Raw genomic sequence first — 20,071 nt, 5'->3', positions numbered from 1 at the left:
AACAGGATATGACGCTGGCTGTGTATCTAGACTGCCTTCATCCCCTCAAAGGGTTGACGGCAATGTTTGCAGTAATAGATCGACCGGCAGGCAGTGGGACCGAATAAATTCTTCACTTCCCCTTGATCGGCACCGCAATAGGGACAACGGGGAACTGTATTGAGAGGGTCCGGGTCCTCCGTTTTCGGAGGCGGGGCAATGCCGAAGGATTCCAGCTTCCTCCTCCCTTCCAAAGTGATACGGTCACTGGTCCAAGGAGGGTCGATCACAAACACCACTTCCACTTCTTCAATCCCGGGTATCTTTTTCAGGTGTTCCACGATCTGTCCGTGAATCCAATCCAAAGCGGGGCAACCGACAAAGGTCGGCGTGACTTCTACCCGGACATGGTGTCCGGTCACCGTCGCCTGATTCACCATGCCCAGCTCCAAAATGCTGACAGCGGGAATCTCCGGATCCTTCACCTCCTGCAACGCCCGCATCACTTCCGTTTCCCTTCCGTTCCCCACGGGATCACCTCCTTTCATCTTTCTCTTACCAGCGCGCTGCAGGATCCTGACGGACCACCTCACCCATTGTCTGCAGCAGTTCCTCCAAATGGGAGGAATGCGCACCGCACCGCCCATCCTGGTTCACCATGGGCAACGGTCCCGGCCATTGCAGTCCCGCTTGGGCAAACACGGGCTTCATCCGGTTCAGCCACCGCCGCTCCATTTCATTGGAATCCAAAGAAATGACAGCGCTTGCAACTAACTGCCGCTCCCATCCTCCCAAAGAGAAACAACCCTTCACCTCGGGCCACAACCCTTCCACTGCCCGGTTCATCCTTTCCCTGGCTTCCCCGCCCGCCGCACTCAACCGGGTAAACCACAGCTGGAAGTGCATCAGATGGTACCGCTCTTCCCGGCGGATCTTGGCTACTCCTCGGGCCAATGGCACATAACTGGATTCCCGCAACGCTTCCGTCCGAATCTCGTCAAATACATCGTAAAAATAACGGCGAACAATGGTTTCTGCCCAGTCTCCGTTGAGCCGTTCGGCCAACACCGCGTTTCTTCTGTCGCGGCTTTTCCGAAAAAAAGCGGCGGCATCGGGATCCTCTCCGTCCAAGTCACGCAACAAATTCAAATAAAAAGCAGCATGACCCACTTCATCCTGAGCAATGGAACTAAAGGCCACGTCTTCCTCAATATCTGGGGCCAACCCCAACCATTCGGAATCCCGGTGGCCGATACACAACTCATCATCCGCCAACTGCAGCAGCAAATCTCTCACGGCAGCTTTGTATCGGGGGTTGGTTTGGGCTTGTTCCGCATGTTTCACTTGCATCAGCTTCACTCCGTGGGTTTTTGATTTCCTTCCAAATCCCGCAAGGAACGGACGATGTCCTCCAGATGCAGGGCCTTTTCCTTGAACATCCGCCACAAGCGGCCATTTTCCGTATACCCGCCGACCTCCCTGTACTTCCGATCCGTTTCCCGCGCAAAAAAATCCGGATCGTCATAGGGAGTGGCATACACGTGTTTACGGGGCACAATCCATAGATTGACAGCCCGATCCCTGCGCAGAAAGTTTTCCCGGGCGGTTTGCAAAGCTAAATCCGGGGACGGGGCCGCCACACTGCCTACATGGATATGAAAATCGCCGTGGGATTTTTGTACAAACACCTCATATATACCATAATCGATCCGGGGTTCCGACTGTTCCATCCTGCGCCTCCTTTCACCCGACAAATTCCGGTTCACTGTACCGGGCCAGCGCTGCCCGCACCCACCGCTGATCCATATGGGCAAATCGGCGCAATGCGATTCGCTCCCGGGATTTGGGCCCCTTGTTCTCCCTGACGATCTCGCCAAACTTTTTCCAATCCGGTTGGGTGTAGATCCATCGCTTTTCCTGTTCGTCATACCGGAGCTCGGGATCCGGAATGGTGAGTCCCAGGGAACGGATTCGGGGCACATATTTGTTGAAAAACTGTTGCCGCAGCTCCTCATTGGTTTTGGTGCGGATTTTGTACTCGATCATCCGGCGGGCGGCATCCGTCACCTCCACCGGCCCGAAAAAGAAGAGCAGGGATTCCCACCAGCGGTTGACCGCATCCTGGAGCATGGCCCGTTGCTCTTCAGTTCCCCGGGCCAGCGCGAGAATAATGTTTTCTCCATGCTGCATATGAAAGCTCTCTTCGGCACAGATGCGCTTCAGCACCCGGGCATAGGGACCATAGGAAGTATCCAGCAGAGCTGCCTGGTTGATGATAGCCGCCCCGTCCACCAGCCAACCGATTACGCCGGCGTCTGCCCAGGTCGGCGCTTCCATATGAAACACGTTGTGAAATTTGACCCTCCCCGTAATCACATCCGTTACCAAGTCCTCCCGGGTTTTCCCCAGGGGAGCCGCCAAATCCTCGGCCACCCGCAACAGGAGCTGTCCGTGGCCCATCTCGTCCTGCACCTTGGCCATAATGGCCAGCTTCCGCTTTAAAGTAGGGGCTTTGGGTACCCATTCCTTCTCCGGAAGGGCGCCCATAATCTCACTGACGGCATGCATATGGATCAGTTTCAGAAGAAGCTGACGATACTCATCCGGCATCCAATCCGTCGCTTCGATCTTTTCCCCGCGATGCAGCCTCTCCATAAACCGTTCAAACCTGCTCGCATCCCCCAATGGTTCGTTCCCCCTTTTTTCCCGCCACGCCATTCAGGAGTATATCGGCAAACCGGCGGGCAATCTCCTCCGGTGTCAAATCCCCTTCCGGTCGATACCACTGATATAAACCATTGGCCGCCGATAACAGCAACAGCCGGGTAAATTTGGCATCCGTCAGTTGCCATTCTCCCCTCCGCTCTCCATCATCCAAAATACGGGCCCACAATGCTTCATATTCATCCCGTTTTTCTTGAATGATTTTCCGCCGTTCATCTGTAAGTGCTTTCCATTCATGAAAAAAAACGGTCGCTGCCTCAAGATTCTCCGCAATGACCCGTACATGGGCCTTCAAGCCCCGGCGAAATTTCTCTTCCGCAGGAGCCTCGCTCTCCACAATGGGACGCAAAGCATCCAGAAAAGCATCTCCTCCCCGGTCCGTAATCTCGAACAGCAAATCTTCTTTTGATTGAATGTGGGCGTACAAACTACCGGACAATATGCCGCTGGCTTCCGAGATGTCCCGAATCTTCGTCCCGTGGTATCCCTTGTGGCTGAATAAATGGCTCGCTTCCTGCAATATCTGTTCTTTCCGTCCTTTTCTGGACATCCTGCTCCCCTCTCCAAAAAACAAGCGCTTGCTTGGTTTGATCATATAAAAAGGAATGAAATTTGTCAATAGTCAGACTATAATTATTTATTACACAAACTTCTTAGTCAAGGTCCCCTGCCGGGTCAAGGATTATACTCTCGGATCTGCTCTTCCAGCCAGCGGGATACCGAAGGATGCGGAAGGTAGGTTATCCCTTCATATTGACAGGGAATTCCCTCCAGCAGTTGCGGAATCACCTTTTTCGTAAAATAGCCCTTACTCAAAAAAACGGGTAGTACCAGCAATTCTCCTTTCTCTGCCAAGTTGCCGGCTTTTTCGGCGACATCATCTGCTGACACCATCGCAAAATCCGTCTGGCGAAATCCGAAGCGCTGTTGCAATCCCATCGCCAACGAGGAAAGTCCTTTTTCCCACTCGTCGCGAAAGCCGGGCTGCGTACTTCCATGAGCCACCAGCAGCAAGGTTTCCTCCTCCGAATGCCGGCTCAATCTTTCCGCCCGCTCACTCAAGATGTCCAGCATCAAAGGGTGATCATCCATTGCCCTGCCCCATTCCATCCGGGCATGAACAGAGATCGGGGGTAAACAGGACTCCGCACGGGTAGTCTCCTGTAAACCCAACGCCCAGCGTATTTCCTCCAGATGCGTGCTCCCGGAAGAAACAAACAGGGGAATGGCCAGAATATGAGCGACTCCCTTCGCTTCCAGACGACGAATGCCATCGGCGATACTGCGTCCCTCCACCAGTTCCAGGTATCCGATTTCCACAGGCAGGTTTGACTCAACCGCTCCGACAGCATCATCGACCTCTTGAACCCATGCAGAGTTACGGGAACCGTGGGCCAGAACCAATACGCCTCTTTTTTCTTGTACGGACATGTTTAAAGCCTCCTTTGCATACAGATGTTGTTCCCAATGTAGCACGGTTTTCTTTGGGATGCCAGACAATAAACCCAGCCATCCGTTCCGTCGGATGCTGGGTTTATTGTCAGGGTCCTGTCTGGTTTTGCGGTGGCTGAACCAATTTCAAAGGATCCTCATTCACAATTCTTACTTCCCGCAGCGAGATGGGTTCTTCTTGCGGGATATCCATCACCAATTTCTGATTGCCCTGTTGAATGATAATAGCAGAACCCGCCAAAGCGTTGATCACGGAAACACGGGCTTCTTTTCGAGGCTCCCACTTCCAAGGAAGCGACCGCTCCAACAGCAATACATTCTGGTTATCGGAACGATACAACTGCACTACACCGGTTTGTTTCCACACCAGTGTATAATGAACGCCATCCACGCTCTCCATTTCCAAACGGAGCGGCTCGCTGTTTTCTTTCTCCCTCATAAAGGCAAAGTCAAAGGAGCCGTTGCGTTTCATCACTTCCACTTTGCCTTTTTTCAACGAAAGTGCCTGCTGATCTCTGATCCCGTATCCATCGATCATATACCAGGGGAAACTTCCCGTCCAGCGATCAAGCGCTTTCTCTGGAGAGCTTACTGGATCTTTGCCGGGCCAAGCAAGCTCCGTCCCTCCTGCCCCTTTGAAATCCACATGGAAAATGGAATCCAAGGGGACCGGGCCTGTCGCAATCCAAGTTTGGTTCGTCTTCTTATCTCGAATCAAGAAATGCAGCGGCTCATTGGGCACATACAACATTTCGAAATGATACGTCCGGTCGGGACGAATCTGGTTGGAATCGGATTTGAGCAGTTGGTAACGGTTCTTTTCATCGGACTGGGTGATCACGACTTCTCCCTTTTTGGTGATTTCCAACTCATACCGATAGGGGGAATACTGACCGGTCATTACCGTTGAGAAAGCTCCGTCTTTTTTCCACCGAAACTCCCCGTGGATCAGGGATTTATCGTCCACCCGTCCCGGAATGCGATAATGAGTCCGTTGGTCATTGAACATCACTTTCTCCAGCGGTTGCTCTTTCGTCACCGTAGAAAAGTTCCCCACACTGGCAAAAGGAACCTGAAGCGGCTTGTCTGAAAAAGCGATTTGATACCCCATCCATCCTCCCAATACGATCACAGCCAGCAGAGAAGCCACTTTTCCCACACGCCAGGCAACAGGCTGCCAGCGCTTCTGCTTCTCCTCCTGCCGAATCCAATCCTTCCTTTGCACCAGCTCCCGCGCTCTCGCCAACACTTCCCTGCGAGAATGACGGGTATCCAAGCAATAAAGCGCCAATTCCCGCAAAGGCTCCGGCACAGATGACTCATCTTTGAAGGAAACCCCATCCGCCTCTTGGGTGGGATACTTTCCTGTCAGCATATAGAACAGAAGTCCGCGCCACTTTTCTTCCGGCTGGTCGACACTGTATTTCTTCACCCAGTAAAACAATAAATATGGTTCGTCCGATACGCAGATATTCTTGGGATCCAAGGTGGTGGTCAAGGGGATCGGCAACCGGGACAACTCTTCCATGGTATTTAACAGCTTATAAAAGATATCCAGCGCCTCCGCCGGACGCAGGGAGGATTCACTCACCAACAACGGCAGCGGATCCCCGGCAAAAGGCGGATGGATCAACGTAATCCTCCCGCGTTCCACAGTCACATCATGCACCGGTGCCACGTGGCGATGCTGAAGATTGGCCAGCATCTCCTTGGTTCCCGGGGGCAATGTCCCCTTGGTCTCGATCTCCTGGATGTAAATCTGCGAACCGTCCACCGTTTTTGCTTGAACCAGCTGCCGCGTGATAAAAGTCAACACGTCTTCTACCTGATATCGCTCATAAAAACGGCTTTCCGAACGCTTATTTCCCATGATTACCCCTCAATACTCGTCTGTCGTTTCTTTCTCAACCAGGAATTTCGGCTATTTTTTCCCATCCAGAAAAAAGACCTCTAGCAACCTAGAGGTTAAGGGAGCAGCAACAAAATCGAAACGGATACAACCGTACACAGTGCTGTCTTTGCCAGTACCTGACCTGCTTGCTTTTTCACCTGCACCCGTTCTGCTTCGTTTTCGATCTTTTCTTTGCCATGATCCATATCGCGCACACCTTGCGCGGCAAAGAACACTCAGGTTTTACCGCGTGCAATAAACAACGCCATAAATCCCATCCAAAAAGGTAATACCAACAGAAGGCGCCACCAGGCGGAAACCCCGGACATCAACAGCAAAGCAATGGCGATTACCGCTACAGCAAAGAAACACACACTTCGGATATAACATTTTTTCCGCTCTTTTTTTCCGATGTTGGGGATACAAAGCGATTCACTCATCTGGACACCCTCCCTTCCCCTTTGATAGCACGGTGACAAAAATGGTGAAATCAAGGAGATATCAAAATATTCCCATATCTATTTGCGCACTGCATAAATGCACATTCAAGATACTATAAATCGTCATCAATGACAAGAAAAATCGACCTAGAACATAGGTGCCCCGGCCTATTATAAATAGCGAGCGGGAAAACCCAGCCCTTTCGAGTTGGGTGAAAGTGAGCGTCGGAGAAGGGAGGGCTTGCCCCCTCTCAACTGTCCGACAATTTTTTCGCCCAAAGACTAGAACATACGTTCCTGTTGGGGTAAAACCAAGAGGACAAGGAGGTGAGTGCAGATCTACAAGGCGTATCGGTTTCGCATCTACCCAACCAGAAACAAATCCGCAACGGTCGGCAGGATTTCCTGCACAAGCTTTCGACTCGGCTCATCCGTGAAAATCAATCGGTATGCCTGGAAGATTTGCAAGTGCGGAATATGGTGAAGAACCGCCGGCTGGCCCGCGGCATTTCGGAGTCGGCGTGGTCCGAGTTCCGGTCCATGCTGGAATACAAAGCCCGCTGGTACGGGCGAAGGATTCGTCTCGTCGGGAAGACGTTCCCGTTCAGCTAGCTGTGTTCTCAATGCGGGTTCCGAAACAAAGAGGTGAAAAAGCTGAATGTGCGGGAGTGGACCTGTCCCGCATGCGGTATTCACCACGACCGGGATCTCAATGCGGCGAAAAACATCCTCAAGGAAGGATTAAAGCCCGCAGGATAACGTTTTAGGCCGTGGGACACACGGTGTCAGCTTGGGGACTGTACGGCAAGAGCCGGCAGGAAGAACCAAGAATCCCACGTCTTCAGGCGTGGGAGTGTCAAGTCAGAAACCTCTTGATTTTTCACAAAACCCCCCCTTACAATGTCATTATACCCCTACACGTAATAGTATTTTTTCGGCGCGGGTGAAAGGAGTGGCAAGATTGGCTGAAAATCAACCGCCCATCCGGTGTTCGGGGGGAACTTGAAAGCCGGGCAAATCCCCAGTTTGGGGAATTGTACTTGCCGTTGCCATCATGGGCTCTGTCGTGCTCATCAAATGGCTGATAGGTTAAAGAAAGAGCCCGAAACGCTGTCGGCGTAGGGCTCTTTTGGCTTTTCAGTTACTCTTGATCAACAGTTCAATGGCTTCCTGAACAACTTTTTTGGAGTCCCCTTCATTCCCCTTCTCGAGCTCCTCCCGGATGCACTGTTCCAGGTTCATCCCCACCACATAAGAAATGGCCCGGTTCATAGCCGAACGGATCGCCGACATCTGAGCAACCACTTCTTTGCAATCCTTCCCTTCTTCCATCATACGGAGTACGCCGCGGACTTGCCCTTCAATGCGTTTCAACCGGTTTTGCATCTCTTCTTGATATGCCATCGTCCCATCCTTCTCCTCTCTCCTCAGCTTTCATACGGGACACCCTTCACGATACCCCTTGATACATAGATGTTGTCAACCCCTGAAAAACCAGATCCGTTTGGGGTTTACTCTCACTTTTTCCCGGGTATTTTCATTGTCATGTTACAGTAATACGTGTTGCCAGACGGCACGCTATTGTTTTCTCGTCAAAAAAACGCACGGGAGGAAACAAATCTGTGGATTGGTATGACCGATTGAACGAATATTTTCCTGAGGAAGAAATGAAGCACCCTGGTCAGATGCGCGATTTGATCGAGGACAAAGATGCATACCACAAGAAAGAAACAGAGGATTACATCCTCATGTACGGGGAATTCTCCTCATTTATATTTGTCGATTATCTCCTCGTCAGCGCGCATACCCGGGGCAAAGGCACCGGCACCAAAGTTCTCCGCTACCTGAAGCAAAAAGGAAAGCCGATTTTGCTGGAAGTGGAGCCGATAGATGAACATAATGAAGACACCCGCAAGCGGGTACGTTTTTATGAGAAAAACGGCTTTATCAAAGCCGATCAAATTGTGTACCAACGGGAAACAGACGATGGAGATGTTTTGGATATGGACATCTATTATTGGAGTCCGGAAAACATTTCGCAAGAAGAAGTGATGAAAAAAATGGCGACCGCCTGCGAAGAGATTCACAACTTCCGCTCCAAGAAATATTACGGTCGCATCAAAGCGGACCCGGAGGAAGTATTGGAAATGAAAAAGACCAGAGCCGCTTCCTGATAGACTCGTATGGTTCATTCCAAAAAAAGTCCCGGTTGTCACCGGGACAAGATCCGTTCGTGTTTTGGGGAGGCATAGGTTGGTACGGATTCGGACTGAAGAAAGGGATAAAGAGTAACTTACACCCTTTCTTCCTATTAATTTATGAAATTGTCACCAAAAGGATAGGGCGTTGATTAGAATGGCGGAAAAACAGGCCCCAAGCCATGATAACCCGAATGATGGTGAAATGGCTGAAAGTAAACCGGATAGCCATCATCCTGGCATCCCAGTGTGCTTGCAGGATGTGATAGAATGAGGTGGATTCTATCGGAGGAGGAATTTCCATGGCATTAAAAGGCAGCATTGAATTGGAAAACGGCAGCAAAATCCTGCTGGAGTTTTTCCCGGAAGCCGCTCCCGGCACCGTAGCCAACTTTCGAAAGCTGGCCAATGAAGGCTTTTATACCGGATTGACCTTTCACCGGGTAATTCCCGGCTTTGTCAGTCAAGGCGGATGCCCTCACGGTACAGGAACGGGAAACGCCGGATACACCATCCCCTGCGAAACCGCCAACAACCCTCATAAACACGAACCCGGCGCCTTGTCCATGGCTCACGCCGGAAAAGATACGGGATCCTGCCAATTTTTCATCGTGCATGAGCCCCAGCCCCACCTGGATGGTGTTCATACCGTGTTCGGCCGGGTAACGGACGGCTTGGATGCGGTATTGAACATGAAGCCAGGCGAGCGGATGAAAGAAGTCAAAGTGTGGGAAGAATGATCCATATCCCTCTGCCGGATTGGCAGGGGGTTTTTAATACACCAAATCCACAAATTCTTCTTTGGTGATGTTCCCGAAATACGGCTGGATGTCGATGCCCTCCAGCGCTTTCTCGATCGCTTTCCGGTCATAACGAATCCCGGTGAGACGCTCTTCTATTTCCTTCACATCCTTAAACCCGAAAAAGTCTCCATAGATGGTGCAAATCGTGATCATTCCCTTCTTAACATTTAGGCGAACATCTATACTTCCAATAGGGAACCGCTTGCTGTTCTCGACATTAAATTTGGGGGAGCGTCCAAAATTCCAATCCCAGTTGCCGTATCGTTTCTCCTTGATTTCCCGTATCTTTTTCCAATCAGACTCTTGCAGACGGTATTCCGGAATCTCCTCATGCCCCTCAAAAATATATCGCAGCAGAAACTCCCGAAACTGGCCGATGTTCATATCCCGATCCATAAAATCCCGGATATTGCCCACCCGGCTGCGCACCGATTTGGTACTTTTGGATTGGAATTTTTCCTTTTTCACCTTGAGCACTTCCGCAACCTGCTCCAGGTTGACGTCAAACATCAACGTTCCGTGGCTGAACATGCGTCCCTGAGCAGCATACTGGGCATTGCCGGAAATTTTCTTCTCCCCCACTTGGATATCGTTGCGACCGGTCAGCTCCGCTTCCACTCCCAACTCCCGCAGCGCCCTGATCACCGGATCCGTAAACTTGCGGAAGTTCATGAAGCTCTTCCCGTCATCCCGGGTGATAAAGCTGAAGTTGAGGTTGCCTGTATCGTGATACACCGCCCCGCCTCCGGACAACCGGCGCACCACATGAATCCCCCGTTCGCGACAGATGTCTACGTGAATCTCCTCAAAGGTATTCTGATTGCGTCCAATGATGATGGACGGCTCATTGATGTAAAACAGCAAATACTCGTCGTTACCGTCCAAATGCGTCAGTGCATACTCCTCTATCGCCAGATTGATCCTGGGATCGGTGATATTCTGATTATCGATGAATAGCATCGTCCTTCTCCTCTCGTGGGTTATGCACCTCTTTATTTTACAAATGGAAGCTCAGCGCATCCACCAACCGAACAGCCCGTATAAAGCCGCACTGACTGCTCCCACCAACAGCGCCGCTTTCAGTTTTTGATGGGCATATTTCATCAACGGCAGTTTCATCACGGTAGCCATCGCGACGGTATTGTCGCTCAAGGGTGAGGCAAACCCGCCAAAGCTCCCGCTGGCAAACACCGCTCCCGCGATCAGAGGGAGCGAGACGTGGGTCCCGGCCGCCAGCGAAAAGCCGAGGGGCATCAATAACGCCCATGCCCCAAAGCTAGAGCCGATGATATAAGAAATGACACAACCTGCCACAAACAGAACCGGTACCAGCCAAGCTTCGGAAACGATGCCGCTGATCAGTTGCTTCGTATAGGTCAGGAAGCCCAGATCAGTAGAGACTGCGGTCAGTGCCCACACCAATGCTAGCAGCACATTTACCCCCATCATTTCATTGCCGCCCTGCAGCAAACCGAACAAAATCCGCTGAATCGGCTGCTTGCGAATCGCATACCAAACCAAGCTGACAGCCAAGGTTAAAAACAACGCTTCCAGCATGGCCTTGGCCGCATTGGCCTGGGCCAGTGCCATCCAGAAGGAATCGGCTTTGTTCCGGCCATCCCACCAAGTCAGAAAAAAGGTGGACCCCAATAATAATGCCAAGGGAAAGACCAAGTTCTCCGTCCGGGGCGTCACTTTGTCCGCCACCATCTCCACGGGATCAGGGAAATCCTGCTCCGGCTCATGCTCGCTGCTGTCGCCTGATAATTTGGACGGATCGATGGAAGGTGCATCCCCTTCACAAGCCCGTTCCAAATAAGCAACCTGCGGGCTGAATCGGAATGGGCTTTTGTAATGGGGCGGACACTCTTCATCCTTTTTTTGATCGCTTTCCTCCTCTCCTTTTGACCCTTTGAAAAACGACAAATAGAGGGCATAGATCACCATGAGAATCGAGAAGAAGTTGAACGGGATGCTGGCAAGCAACAATTGAAAAGCGCCCCCGTCCAACTGATGATGGCGAGAAGCATCGGCCACCAGCCCCACCATATAGGCCACAAAAGCCGTGCCAAACGGAATCAAAGAGATCAAAGGGGTAGAGGTGGCATCGATGACGAACGCCACTTTGGATGCCGGTACTTTCAACCGTTCAAAGACCCGCTTCATCACAGGTCCCATCGTAATAATTCGAAAATCCGGCGCCATAAAGGTCGCCAGGGAGGAGAGCCAGGTAAGACCGAAAGCCCCCCGGACCGAGCGGATCCGCCGGTTCATCCACTGGGCAAACCCATGCACGCCGCCGGTGACCCGGACCAATCCCACAAAAGCCCCAAACCCGTATAAAAACACCATCAGGCGCAAATTATCGGGAACTGCCACCTCTTTCAATATGTATCCCATTGCAGCCTCGATACCGCCTATAAGGGCAGGCACCGCCATATACGCGCCCACCAGCAGTCCCGCAATCAATCCCGGCAACACTTGCCGGGTGAGCAGCGACAGAGGAATCACCGTCAGAAAAGGAATTAATGACCACCAGGATCCTTTCATCCGCTCCACTCTCCTTTTATTGGATCCCTCTTAATGTTTGCTGCCAGCGGAGAATCATGCAATCGCTTCTTGCCTCTGCCTGTGATATAATTTTCAATCGGGAGAAAAACAGGCACGTCACACATCCCGGCCTTTACGCCGGGTGATTTTATACAAAAGGAGGTAGGGGCGCGAACCGCCTGCGCGCCTACAGGTACAATGAAGCCACAAGATATCCGCAACATCGCCATTATCGCCCACGTCGACCACGGAAAAACCACCCTGGTAGACGCGATGCTGAAACAGAGCCGAATTTTTCGCGAAAACCAGCAGGTAGCCGAACGGGTGATGGACTCCAACGATTTGGAACGGGAGCGGGGGATCACCATCCTCTCCAAAAACACCGCCATCACCTACAACGGAGTGAAAATCAACATTGTCGACACCCCCGGCCACGCCGATTTCGGCGGGGAAGTGGAACGGGTAATGAACATGGTGGACGGGGTGCTGCTGTTGGTAGACTCTGTCGAAGGTCCCATGCCCCAGACCAAATTCGTTTTGCGTCATGCCCTGCAACGGGGCCACAAAGTCATCGTCGTCGTCAACAAGATTGACCGGCCCAATGCCCGGCCGGATTATGTAGTCAATACAACCTTTGATCTTTTTGTCGACCTGGGAGCCAGCGAAGAACAGGCGGACTTCCCCGTCATTTACACCAGTGCCCTGACAGGTGTGTCCGGATTGGAGCCGGATCAAATGACGGACAACCTGGTCCCGCTCTTTGACAGCATTTTGGAAACCCTGCCCGCACCACAGGTGGAACAGGAAGGTCCGTTACAGCTACAAGCCACCCTGATGGGATACGATGACTACAAAGGAAAAATCGTCATCGGCCGCCTGAACAGCGGTACCATCCAAAAGAACCAAAACGTGCTCCGCATCGATCGTGAAGGGAACCAGCATTCCCTCAAAGTGGCCCAGGTCTTCACACACCAAGGGCTGCAAAGGGTAGAGGTGGAGAAAGCCGTAGCCGGAGATATTGTTGCCTTAACCGGGCTGGGGGATGTAGGTATCGGAGATACCATCACCGATCCCGAAAACCCTCAGCCGTTGCCGCCGATCAAAGTGGAGGAACCTACCCTGCGGGTTACCTTCGGGGTCAATACCAGCCCCTTTGCCGGTCGGGAAGGTGATTTCGTCACCTCCCGGAAACTGCGGGAGCGGCTGTACATCGAGGCAGAAAAAGATGTGGCCTTGAAGGTAACCGACACCGAATCCCCCGACACTTTCCTCGTGGCAGGACGAGGCGAACTGCACCTGGGAATCCTGATTGAAAACATGCGTCGGGAAGGTTACGAATTTGAGGTTAGCAAGCCGGAAGTGATCCTGAAGAAAATCGAGGACAAATGGCACGAGCCGGTAGAAAATGTGGAAGTGGAAGTATCCAACGAGCATCAAGGCGCTGTCGTGGAACTTCTCGGGAAACGGAAAGGGCAGATGCAGGACATGGAGATCCTGGATGACGGCTCGATCCGCTATCGCTACCTCGTTCCCACCCGGGGCCTGATCGGATTCCGGCAGCAGTTTCTGACGGCCACGCGGGGCGAAGGCATCATGAATACATTGTTTGCCGGATACCAGCCTCACACCGGGGAGATCCATACCCGGGACCACGGTTCTTTGGTCGCTTGGGAGCCCGGCGAAGCCACCACCTACGGCCTGCACGCCGCCCAGGAACGCGGTGAGCTATTCATCGGCCCCGGCACCGAAGTATACGAGGGCATGGTCGTCGGTCAACACATCCGGGAAGGAGATTTGGACGTCAACGTCTGCAAGAAAAAACAGTTGACCAACTTCCGCGCCGCCGGCTCCGACGAGGCCCTGCGCCTGGAACCGCCGCGTAACCTCTCCTTGGACGACGCCTTGGAGTATCTGGCTGATGACGAACTGCTGGAAATCACCCCGAAAGACTTCCGCATCCGGAAACGGATTCTGCCCAAAAACCAACGCCGCCGCCACGCCAAACAGGCAGGCCGGGTAAAGCAATAAAAAACAGCCCTCCTGCTTTTGAAGGTTGTGAGGCTTGATGATAACCATCAGGAAAAGATGAGACACATCTCTCTAGGAGTGTCCTTTGAACGACGTACTTGAAAAGTGGGACCGAGGCGCGAGCCATTCAAGCATTTCCTTTGGCTCGCGCCTCGGTCCTTTCACTTAAGAATCGACGGTCGTGTTTTTTGTCGCTCGCTATTGTCAAAGCGGACAGAATCGTATCTATGACATCGGTCAGATTTTCACAAAGCGATGGGGCAACCGCCAATGATAAATCAGCGAGACCAGCCGCAGGATCAACGTCGCTGCAAACAAACCATACATCGCCCATCCGCCGCTGATGATATCCGAGTGAATCACCACACCGGCTAATACCGCCCACAGCGCATAGATCTCCTGTCGAAATACCAACGGCTTGCGTCCAGCCAGCACATCGCGTATTACTCCGCCGCCGATCCCCGTCAACACAGCCGCCGCGACGACGGCAATCAGGGGCAGGCTCTTTGCATCGGCCATCATCGCCCCTTGAATGGCAAACGCAGACAACCCGACGGCATCAAAGATGATATACCACTTTTTCCCCTTGCGCAGCCACTCGGCCGGAGTGACGAACACCAGCAGGATACTCGCCAGTGCGATGGTTATCAAAGTTTCCTGTTCCCAAAGCATTGGGACGGGAACGCCGATCAGCACATTTCGAATAATCCCGCCGCCAAAGGCGGTTACAAAGCCCAGCACCAGCACGCCAAAGAGATCATAATCCTCTTCCAGTGCCACCAAGGCCCCGCTTACAGCAAAAGCAATCGTACCTATAATACCAAGTATTTCCCAGACCAAGGCTGACACCTCGCCTTACCGAACCGATAATCCTTTCACAAATGAACATTATAACGAGGTCTGACCCGTTTTCCAACCCTGATTCTGATTACCGACAAAACACCCGATGCGGGGGAATGGATTACTCATACAACACCATTCCCCCAACAGCAGCAAGCCCTACAATCAGCCAGGCGGGCCATCGCCAAAAGGTGATCAGGGCAAAGGTGACCAACGCAAAACCAACATCAAGCGGACTATGAATCGCTTTGGTCCAAATCGGGTCGTACAAGGCAGCCAACAAGATGCCCACCACGGCTGCATTGATGCCGGCCAATGCCGCTTGAATGCCGGGACGGCGACGGATCGACTCCCAAAAAGGCAACATGCCAAACAGGAGCAAAAAAGAGGGCAGAAAAATAGCTGCTGTAGCCCATAACGCCCCAGTCCATCCCTTTATCACGGCTCCCAGATAGGCAGCGAAGGTAAACATCGGCCCCGGCACTGCCTGAGCTGCCGCATAGCCTGCCAAAAACTCACCGGTTGACATCCAGCCATTGGGGACCACTTCCGATTGCAGCAAGGGCAGCACGACGTGGCCCCCACCAAACACCAGCGAACCGGTGCGGTAAAAACTGTCCAACATCGCCAGCCAGACATTGTCGTTCATCTGGCGCAGAAGGGGAAGAAACAAGAGCAAACCCGCAAACAGGATCCAGGCGATCAAGGCCCCTTTTCTGCTGATGGGGATGTGTACGGCAACAGGATGTTCCGTGTTGGATGGCTTGAAAAACTTCCATCCCCACATGCCCGCAACAAGGATTACCAACACCTGCATCCACCCATGGGGCCAAAGGAGTACAGCCACTGCAGAGAACAACGCCAAAGTAGCTCGGGAGCGGTCCGGGGCCAGATTCTTTCCCATCCCCCATACCGCATGAGCTACCACAGCGACGGCTGCAATCAACAAACCGCGTAACCACCCCGCACTCTCCGGATTCGCTCCCTGCAAGGCAAGGGCAAACCCCGTCAGAAGGATGACCGAAGGCAGGGTAAAGCCCAGCCAAGACACCACTCCACCCCATACGCCTGCACGTAAGAGGCCGATGGCGATCCCTACCTGACTGCTGGCCGGTCCGGGCAAAAATTGACACAATGCAACCAACTGGGCATAGGTTTTCTCATGCAGCCACTTTCGACGCTCTACGTACTCCTCTCGGAAATAGCCCAAGTGAGCCGCCGGGCCGCCAAAGGAAGTGAGTCCCAAACGGGTGGATACGGCCCACACTTCCCATAGGGACCCTTTGGTTGCGGTTTCTCTTCTATGAGCATTCTCTCCATGACTCGCGGACAAAATGGATCACCTCGACTCTCCATACCGATGGATACCTGCCCATTCTACCTGATCCATGTTAAATCCATGCAAAGATTCGATACTCGTAATCGCGCAGTCCAGTCTTATCCTTCCATCGATTCCATCGACTGCACCACAACCGATTGATCAAGGGTAATTCCTCCCTTAGGTCAAGTACGTTTCCATCCATTGGAACCAGAATCCCCTCACCCCACAACTATTTTTTAATCGTTCAGGGAAAAAGTCCCTTTTCCTCGACGAAAAGGGGCTCAGCTTGATAAAAACCTGTCTAGTTAACAGACGATGCCCTTCTACCCGGCGTTCAAAGGTCGCTTCTTGTGAGATGTGCTCTTCTTTCCCGAAGAGGGGCTTGTCAGATGTCTCCCCTTTCATCACGTAAGGGGGCCAACCTCGCAGAAATACTGCTTACTTCACTTCCGAAACTTTGACCAATTGCTTGCCGATGTTTTCGCCTTTGAACAGGCCCAAAAAGGCATCCGGCGCGTTCTCCAAACCTTCTACGATATTCTCACGGTAGCCGATTTTCCCTTGGGCCACCCACTCGGCCAACTGGGAAATCCCTTCTTTGAAGCGATCTTGATAATCCCGGACGATAAAGCCTTTCATTAGGGCACTGTTGATGAGAAGCTGCCCCTGCATCCGCGGACCCACATCCGGTTTTTCCAGATTGTACAGGGAGATCTGACCGCAGAGGACGATGCGTGCCTGATAATTGATGAGGGACATCACCGCATCGGAGATATCACCGCCGACATTGTCAAAGTAAACGTCCACTCCGTCGGAGCAGGCTTCTTTCAACGCTTGTTTCACATCATCCGTTTTGTAGTTGATAACCCCATCGAAGCCCAGCTCATCAATCAGGTAATTCACTTTTTCCTGGGAACCGGCGATCCCTACCACGCGACAGCCTTTTAGTTTGGCGATTTGACCCACGATACTGCCGACAGCTCCAGCCGCACCGGAGACCACCACTGTTTCCCCTTCCTTGGGCTGCCCAATGTCCAGCAAGCCGAAGTAGGCCGTCAATCCCGGCATGCCCAACACGCCCAACGCCGTAGAAATCGGGGCGAGGCCGGTATTCACCTTGTTCAGCTTATCCCCTTTGACGACGGAGTAATCCGCCCAATCCATCATACCGGCCACAATATCCCCTTCAACAAATTCGGGATGGCGGGACTTTTCCACTTGTCCGACCACCCCGCCGGTCAACGGTTGATTCAATTCAAAAGGGGGGATGTAGGATTTCCGATCATTCATCCGCCCGCGCATGTAGGGATCTACAGAGAGATAGACCGTCCGAACCAGCACTTCTCCCTCTTGCAACTCGGGAATGGCCGTCTCGGTCATTTGAAAAACAGCATCATTCGGCATGCCCTTTGGCCGTTGCATAAACAAGATTTGGCGATTGGTCTGAGCCATGTTGTTCCCCCCAAAAGTTATCGATTCTTTCACCGGGTTCCCTGCCCATCATCACACAAGACTAACCAACTCTAGCTTAACATATTTTAAATAAACTCTGACATTTTCAGAGGAAAAGAAGAGCGAAAAGCGAATACACTGTATGAAAAATACGGGAGGGAGGTCATTGAAGCGTATTCGAACGTGGTGGAATCAACATAAGTTCATGACGATCCTCCTGGGATTATCCAGCATCTTGACTTTCGTGGGCATGCTTTATTCCAACTGGGACTTTTTCTCTTATCAAATCCCCCTGTGGGTCTCTCTGTTCGTTGGCTTTCTATTGGCGGTGGCATTAAACGTTTTTTCCCACTCAGCAGCATCCGACGATCCGGTTTCTGCAGCGGAAGATACCGATGAAACACTGAAAGAAGCTTTGCTGTTGATTGAAGAACAAGATGGAATATTAAAAGAAAATACTCATACCATCAACCAAGCGATGAATGCATACAAATGGGTATCCTGGTGTTTTTGTCATTTCGAAGGGTTTTTGGAGGAACCGGAAGGGATATATCAAACGATCATGGATTGCTTGATCAGCACGATCAAACATCATCGGGATCTCAATCCGCGTATGGCCATCTGGGTGGAAAATGAAGAGGAACCGGGCATGTTAAAATGCTTGGCAGCCTACCGCCATTCCCCCCAGGTGAAACAGCGGCGACCCCGAATCCATGAAAGCTCAGCGGGACTTGCCTGGTTAACGAAAAAGGAATATTATGTACCTGATACGTACGATCCCCAGTATGTGTTTGAGCGATATGAATACCGCGAGGATCCGGAATTCCGATCCCTACTTTGTGTTCCAATCCTCTGTGAGAAGGGTAAAGAAACCGTAAGGATCGGGGTTCTATCGATCACTGGGATTCCAAAAGATGCATATAATGAAGCGAATCCGGAGAGCAAAGCAGTTCGTGACCGTGTCACCCTCTGGGCCGGAATCTTGTTTCCATTAATCTATCGTCATCTGGAAGAAATCGAGCGCCGAGCCTGTAAAACCACTAATATAAGGGGATGAATGCATGTCTGTGGCCGAGAAACATCCAATGGATGGTCCTCATCTTTCCCTTGAGCGCAGCCGTGAGTTGAACGAGAAATATGTGAACGGCGAAATTACCCGGAATCAGTTGGTTCAGGAAGTGATTCAAAACGGCTTTTTTGACAGTGAACGGAAAGCATTGCGAAAAAAATACGCCCGCCTCTTCCACAAGTAATAAAGGCCATCGAAACCGATGGCCTTTCCTCTTGATACCACTTACTCCCAAGGGATCGTTCTCTTTTCCTCATGACTCTGCATCGCCAATTCAATCACGCGGATGGTATCGCGTGCCTCTTCCGCGGTGACCGGCGGTACTTGCCCCGATACGATGGATTGATAGATCCCCTCATAAAAGGACTGGTAGCGACCTGGAAGCGTCGGGACTTTCCCGTCCACGCATAAACCGTTCAGTTCCAAGGCCAGCTGTCCGTATTGATCTTCCGTATCTTCCCCATACCCTTCATCTCCGGGCCGTTTTCCTTGCTTCAACTGATTCTCTTGCGGATCGAGTCCGTATTTGATGAAACTTCCCTTTTCGCCATGAAGCTGAAATCGGGGTCCCTGCTTCTTGACAAGGGATCCGGAATGGAGAATCACTTTTAACGTCCCGTAATCCAGATTTAAATGAAAATAATCCACGACTGTTCCCTTTTTTCGTTGGGCTCCCAAATCGGCGGTAACCGCTTGCGGGCGGCCAAATAGAAACAGCGCCTGATCAATCAGGTGGGATCCCAAATCGTAGAGCATCCCGCTTCCCTCTCCCTCACGCTCCCGCCAACGATCCCGAACCTGGGGGCGATACCGGTCATAGTGGGCTTCATAAACCGCCAGCTCCCCAAGTAATCCCTCCTCCAACAGGCTGCGAACCGTAAGGAAATCATTGTCCCAGCGGCGGTTCTGGTAAACGCTGAGCAACACGTCATTCTCCCTAGCCAGCTCGATCAATTCCTCGGCTTCCCGGGTAGTGATCGTGAATGGTTTTTCGACTACGACGTGCTTGCCCTTCGTAAGGGCTTGTTTGGCATATTCATAATGAGAGGTATTGGGGGTGGCAATCACGACGAGATCGATCTCTTCCCCGTTCTCCAACATCTGATCCAGCGCAGGGAAAACGGAAACTCCCGGATAATCCCGGTGCACGGCTTCGGGACGGGAAGATACGACAGATACAAGCTTCAATCCTTCGACACTTTCAATGAGGGGGGCGTGAAACACAGCACCCGACAACCCATAGCCAACCAATCCAACTCGGATACTCATATCCTTTTCTCTCCTTCTGCAGCGATGATAGTGGGTATCAAATAAAGATGGAGAT

General features: G+C 52.0%; 21 protein-coding genes and 1 pseudogene. 6 read left to right on the top strand and 16 right to left on the bottom strand.

The genetic code is table 11. From position 1 onward, the window contains the following. Positions 1-26: 26 nt before the first annotated feature. From paaD to IEW70_RS14885, 9 genes are all read right to left on the bottom strand, one after another. Positions 27-527 (bottom strand): 1,2-phenylacetyl-CoA epoxidase subunit PaaD, encoded by a 501-nt coding sequence (gene paaD, locus IEW70_RS14920; RefSeq protein ID WP_188648715.1) that lies wholly within the window; start codon positions 525-527, stop codon positions 27-29. Positions 528-534: 7 nt separating this feature from the next. Beyond that, positions 535-1,329, bottom strand: a complete 795-nt coding sequence (paaC, locus tag IEW70_RS14915) for a 1,2-phenylacetyl-CoA epoxidase subunit PaaC (RefSeq protein WP_188648714.1) — start codon at positions 1,327-1,329, stop codon at positions 535-537. A gap of 5 nt (positions 1,330-1,334) precedes the next feature. After that, a complete protein-coding gene (locus IEW70_RS14910; RefSeq protein WP_188648713.1) occupies positions 1,335-1,709 on the bottom strand; it encodes a phenylacetic acid degradation protein in 375 nt (124 codons plus the stop codon). 13 nt (positions 1,710-1,722) lie between these two features. Then, entirely contained in the window at positions 1,723-2,697 is a 975-nt protein-coding gene (gene paaA / locus IEW70_RS14905) for a 1,2-phenylacetyl-CoA epoxidase subunit PaaA (RefSeq protein ID WP_188648712.1), read from the bottom strand. After that, positions 2,642-3,253 (bottom strand): TetR/AcrR family transcriptional regulator, encoded by a 612-nt coding sequence (locus tag IEW70_RS14900; RefSeq protein ID WP_188648711.1) that lies wholly within the window; start codon positions 3,251-3,253, stop codon positions 2,642-2,644. The genes paaA and IEW70_RS14900 overlap by 56 nt, the downstream gene beginning before the upstream one ends. 125 nt (positions 3,254-3,378) lie before the next feature. Beyond that, positions 3,379-4,134, bottom strand: coding sequence for a sirohydrochlorin chelatase (locus IEW70_RS14895; RefSeq protein ID WP_188648710.1), 756 nt, complete (start codon positions 4,132-4,134; stop codon positions 3,379-3,381). 109 nt (positions 4,135-4,243) lie between these two features. Further along, entirely contained in the window at positions 4,244-6,025 is a 1,782-nt protein-coding gene (locus tag IEW70_RS14890; protein ID WP_188648709.1) for a serine/threonine-protein kinase, read from the bottom strand. A gap of 95 nt (positions 6,026-6,120) precedes the next feature. Beyond that, complete coding sequence (locus IEW70_RS18200) at positions 6,121-6,252, bottom strand: hypothetical protein (RefSeq protein ID WP_268234893.1); 132 nt, start codon at positions 6,250-6,252, stop codon at positions 6,121-6,123. Between the two features lie 30 nt (positions 6,253-6,282). Continuing rightward, positions 6,283-6,486 carry a hypothetical protein gene (locus tag IEW70_RS14885; RefSeq protein ID WP_188648708.1) on the bottom strand — a complete coding sequence of 68 codons (204 nt, stop codon included), beginning with the start codon at positions 6,484-6,486 and terminating at the stop codon, positions 6,283-6,285. Between the two features lie 375 nt (positions 6,487-6,861). On the opposite strand from IEW70_RS14885, the pseudogene IEW70_RS14880 reads away from it, so the two are divergent. Continuing rightward, a pseudogene (locus IEW70_RS14880) lies at positions 6,862-7,245 on the top strand (RNA-guided endonuclease TnpB family protein); the annotation flags it as partial. A 378-nt stretch (positions 7,246-7,623) separates the two neighbouring features. Here IEW70_RS14880 and IEW70_RS14875 read toward each other — a convergent pair. Further along, a complete protein-coding gene (locus tag IEW70_RS14875) occupies positions 7,624-7,890 on the bottom strand; it encodes a metal-sensitive transcriptional regulator (protein WP_188648707.1) in 267 nt (88 codons plus the stop codon). A gap of 218 nt (positions 7,891-8,108) precedes the next feature. Here IEW70_RS14875 and IEW70_RS14870 point away from each other — a divergent pair, with 218 nt between their 5' ends. After that, the gene (locus tag IEW70_RS14870) at positions 8,109-8,660 is read left to right on the top strand and encodes a GNAT family N-acetyltransferase (RefSeq protein WP_188648706.1); all 552 of its coding nucleotides are present in this window, start codon (positions 8,109-8,111) and stop codon (positions 8,658-8,660) included. Between the two features lie 326 nt (positions 8,661-8,986). After that, positions 8,987-9,424 (top strand): peptidylprolyl isomerase, encoded by a 438-nt coding sequence (locus IEW70_RS14865; RefSeq protein ID WP_188648705.1) that lies wholly within the window; start codon positions 8,987-8,989, stop codon positions 9,422-9,424. A 33-nt stretch (positions 9,425-9,457) separates the two neighbouring features. Here IEW70_RS14865 and lplA read toward each other — a convergent pair whose 3' ends face one another. Next, positions 9,458-10,447: a lipoate--protein ligase gene (gene lplA, locus IEW70_RS14860; RefSeq protein ID WP_188648704.1), complete on the bottom strand. Its 990-nt coding sequence runs from the start codon at positions 10,445-10,447 to the stop codon at positions 9,458-9,460. Between the two features lie 51 nt (positions 10,448-10,498). Then, the gene (locus IEW70_RS14855) at positions 10,499-12,037 is read right to left on the bottom strand and encodes a Na+/H+ antiporter NhaC family protein (RefSeq protein ID WP_188648703.1); all 1,539 of its coding nucleotides are present in this window, start codon (positions 12,035-12,037) and stop codon (positions 10,499-10,501) included. 198 nt (positions 12,038-12,235) lie between these two features. On the opposite strand from IEW70_RS14855, the gene typA reads away from it, so the two are divergent. After that, positions 12,236-14,065 (top strand): translational GTPase TypA, encoded by a 1,830-nt coding sequence (gene typA / locus IEW70_RS14850; protein WP_188648702.1) that lies wholly within the window; start codon positions 12,236-12,238, stop codon positions 14,063-14,065. A gap of 237 nt (positions 14,066-14,302) precedes the next feature. On the opposite strand, the gene IEW70_RS14845 is transcribed toward typA, so the two are convergent. The 3 genes from IEW70_RS14845 to curA all read right to left on the bottom strand — a co-directional run bounded on the left by IEW70_RS14845 (position 14,303) and on the right by curA (position 17,678). Further along, a complete protein-coding gene (locus IEW70_RS14845) occupies positions 14,303-14,905 on the bottom strand; it encodes a trimeric intracellular cation channel family protein (RefSeq protein ID WP_188648701.1) in 603 nt (200 codons plus the stop codon). Between the two features lie 121 nt (positions 14,906-15,026). After that, complete coding sequence (locus IEW70_RS14840) at positions 15,027-16,238, bottom strand: chromate transporter (protein ID WP_188648700.1); 1,212 nt, start codon at positions 16,236-16,238, stop codon at positions 15,027-15,029. Positions 16,239-16,664: 426 nt separating this feature from the next. Further along, positions 16,665-17,678, bottom strand: a complete 1,014-nt coding sequence (curA, locus tag IEW70_RS14835) for an NADPH-dependent curcumin/dihydrocurcumin reductase (protein ID WP_188648699.1) — start codon at positions 17,676-17,678, stop codon at positions 16,665-16,667. Between the two features lie 166 nt (positions 17,679-17,844). On the opposite strand from curA, the gene IEW70_RS14830 reads away from it, so the two are divergent. Together IEW70_RS14830 and IEW70_RS14825 are read left to right on the top strand one after the other, a co-directional pair. Next, a complete protein-coding gene (locus tag IEW70_RS14830) occupies positions 17,845-18,735 on the top strand; it encodes a GAF domain-containing protein (RefSeq protein WP_188648698.1) in 891 nt (296 codons plus the stop codon). A 4-nt stretch (positions 18,736-18,739) separates the two neighbouring features. After that, entirely contained in the window at positions 18,740-18,931 is a 192-nt protein-coding gene (locus tag IEW70_RS14825) for a hypothetical protein (protein WP_188648697.1), read from the top strand. 41 nt (positions 18,932-18,972) lie between these two features. On the opposite strand, the gene IEW70_RS14820 is transcribed toward IEW70_RS14825, so the two are convergent. After that, positions 18,973-20,016 carry an oxidoreductase gene (locus IEW70_RS14820; RefSeq protein ID WP_188648696.1) on the bottom strand — a complete coding sequence of 348 codons (1,044 nt, stop codon included), beginning with the start codon at positions 20,014-20,016 and terminating at the stop codon, positions 18,973-18,975. Between the last annotated feature and the right edge of the window lie 55 nt (positions 20,017-20,071).

The organism is Marinithermofilum abyssi, from assembly GCF_014641195.1.
In the GTDB taxonomy this organism is placed as follows: domain Bacteria; phylum Bacillota; class Bacilli; order Thermoactinomycetales; family DSM-45169; genus Marinithermofilum; species Marinithermofilum abyssi.
The sequence above is the reverse complement of the archived record's forward strand: the minus strand, read 5'-3'. Positions and strand labels throughout refer to the sequence as shown.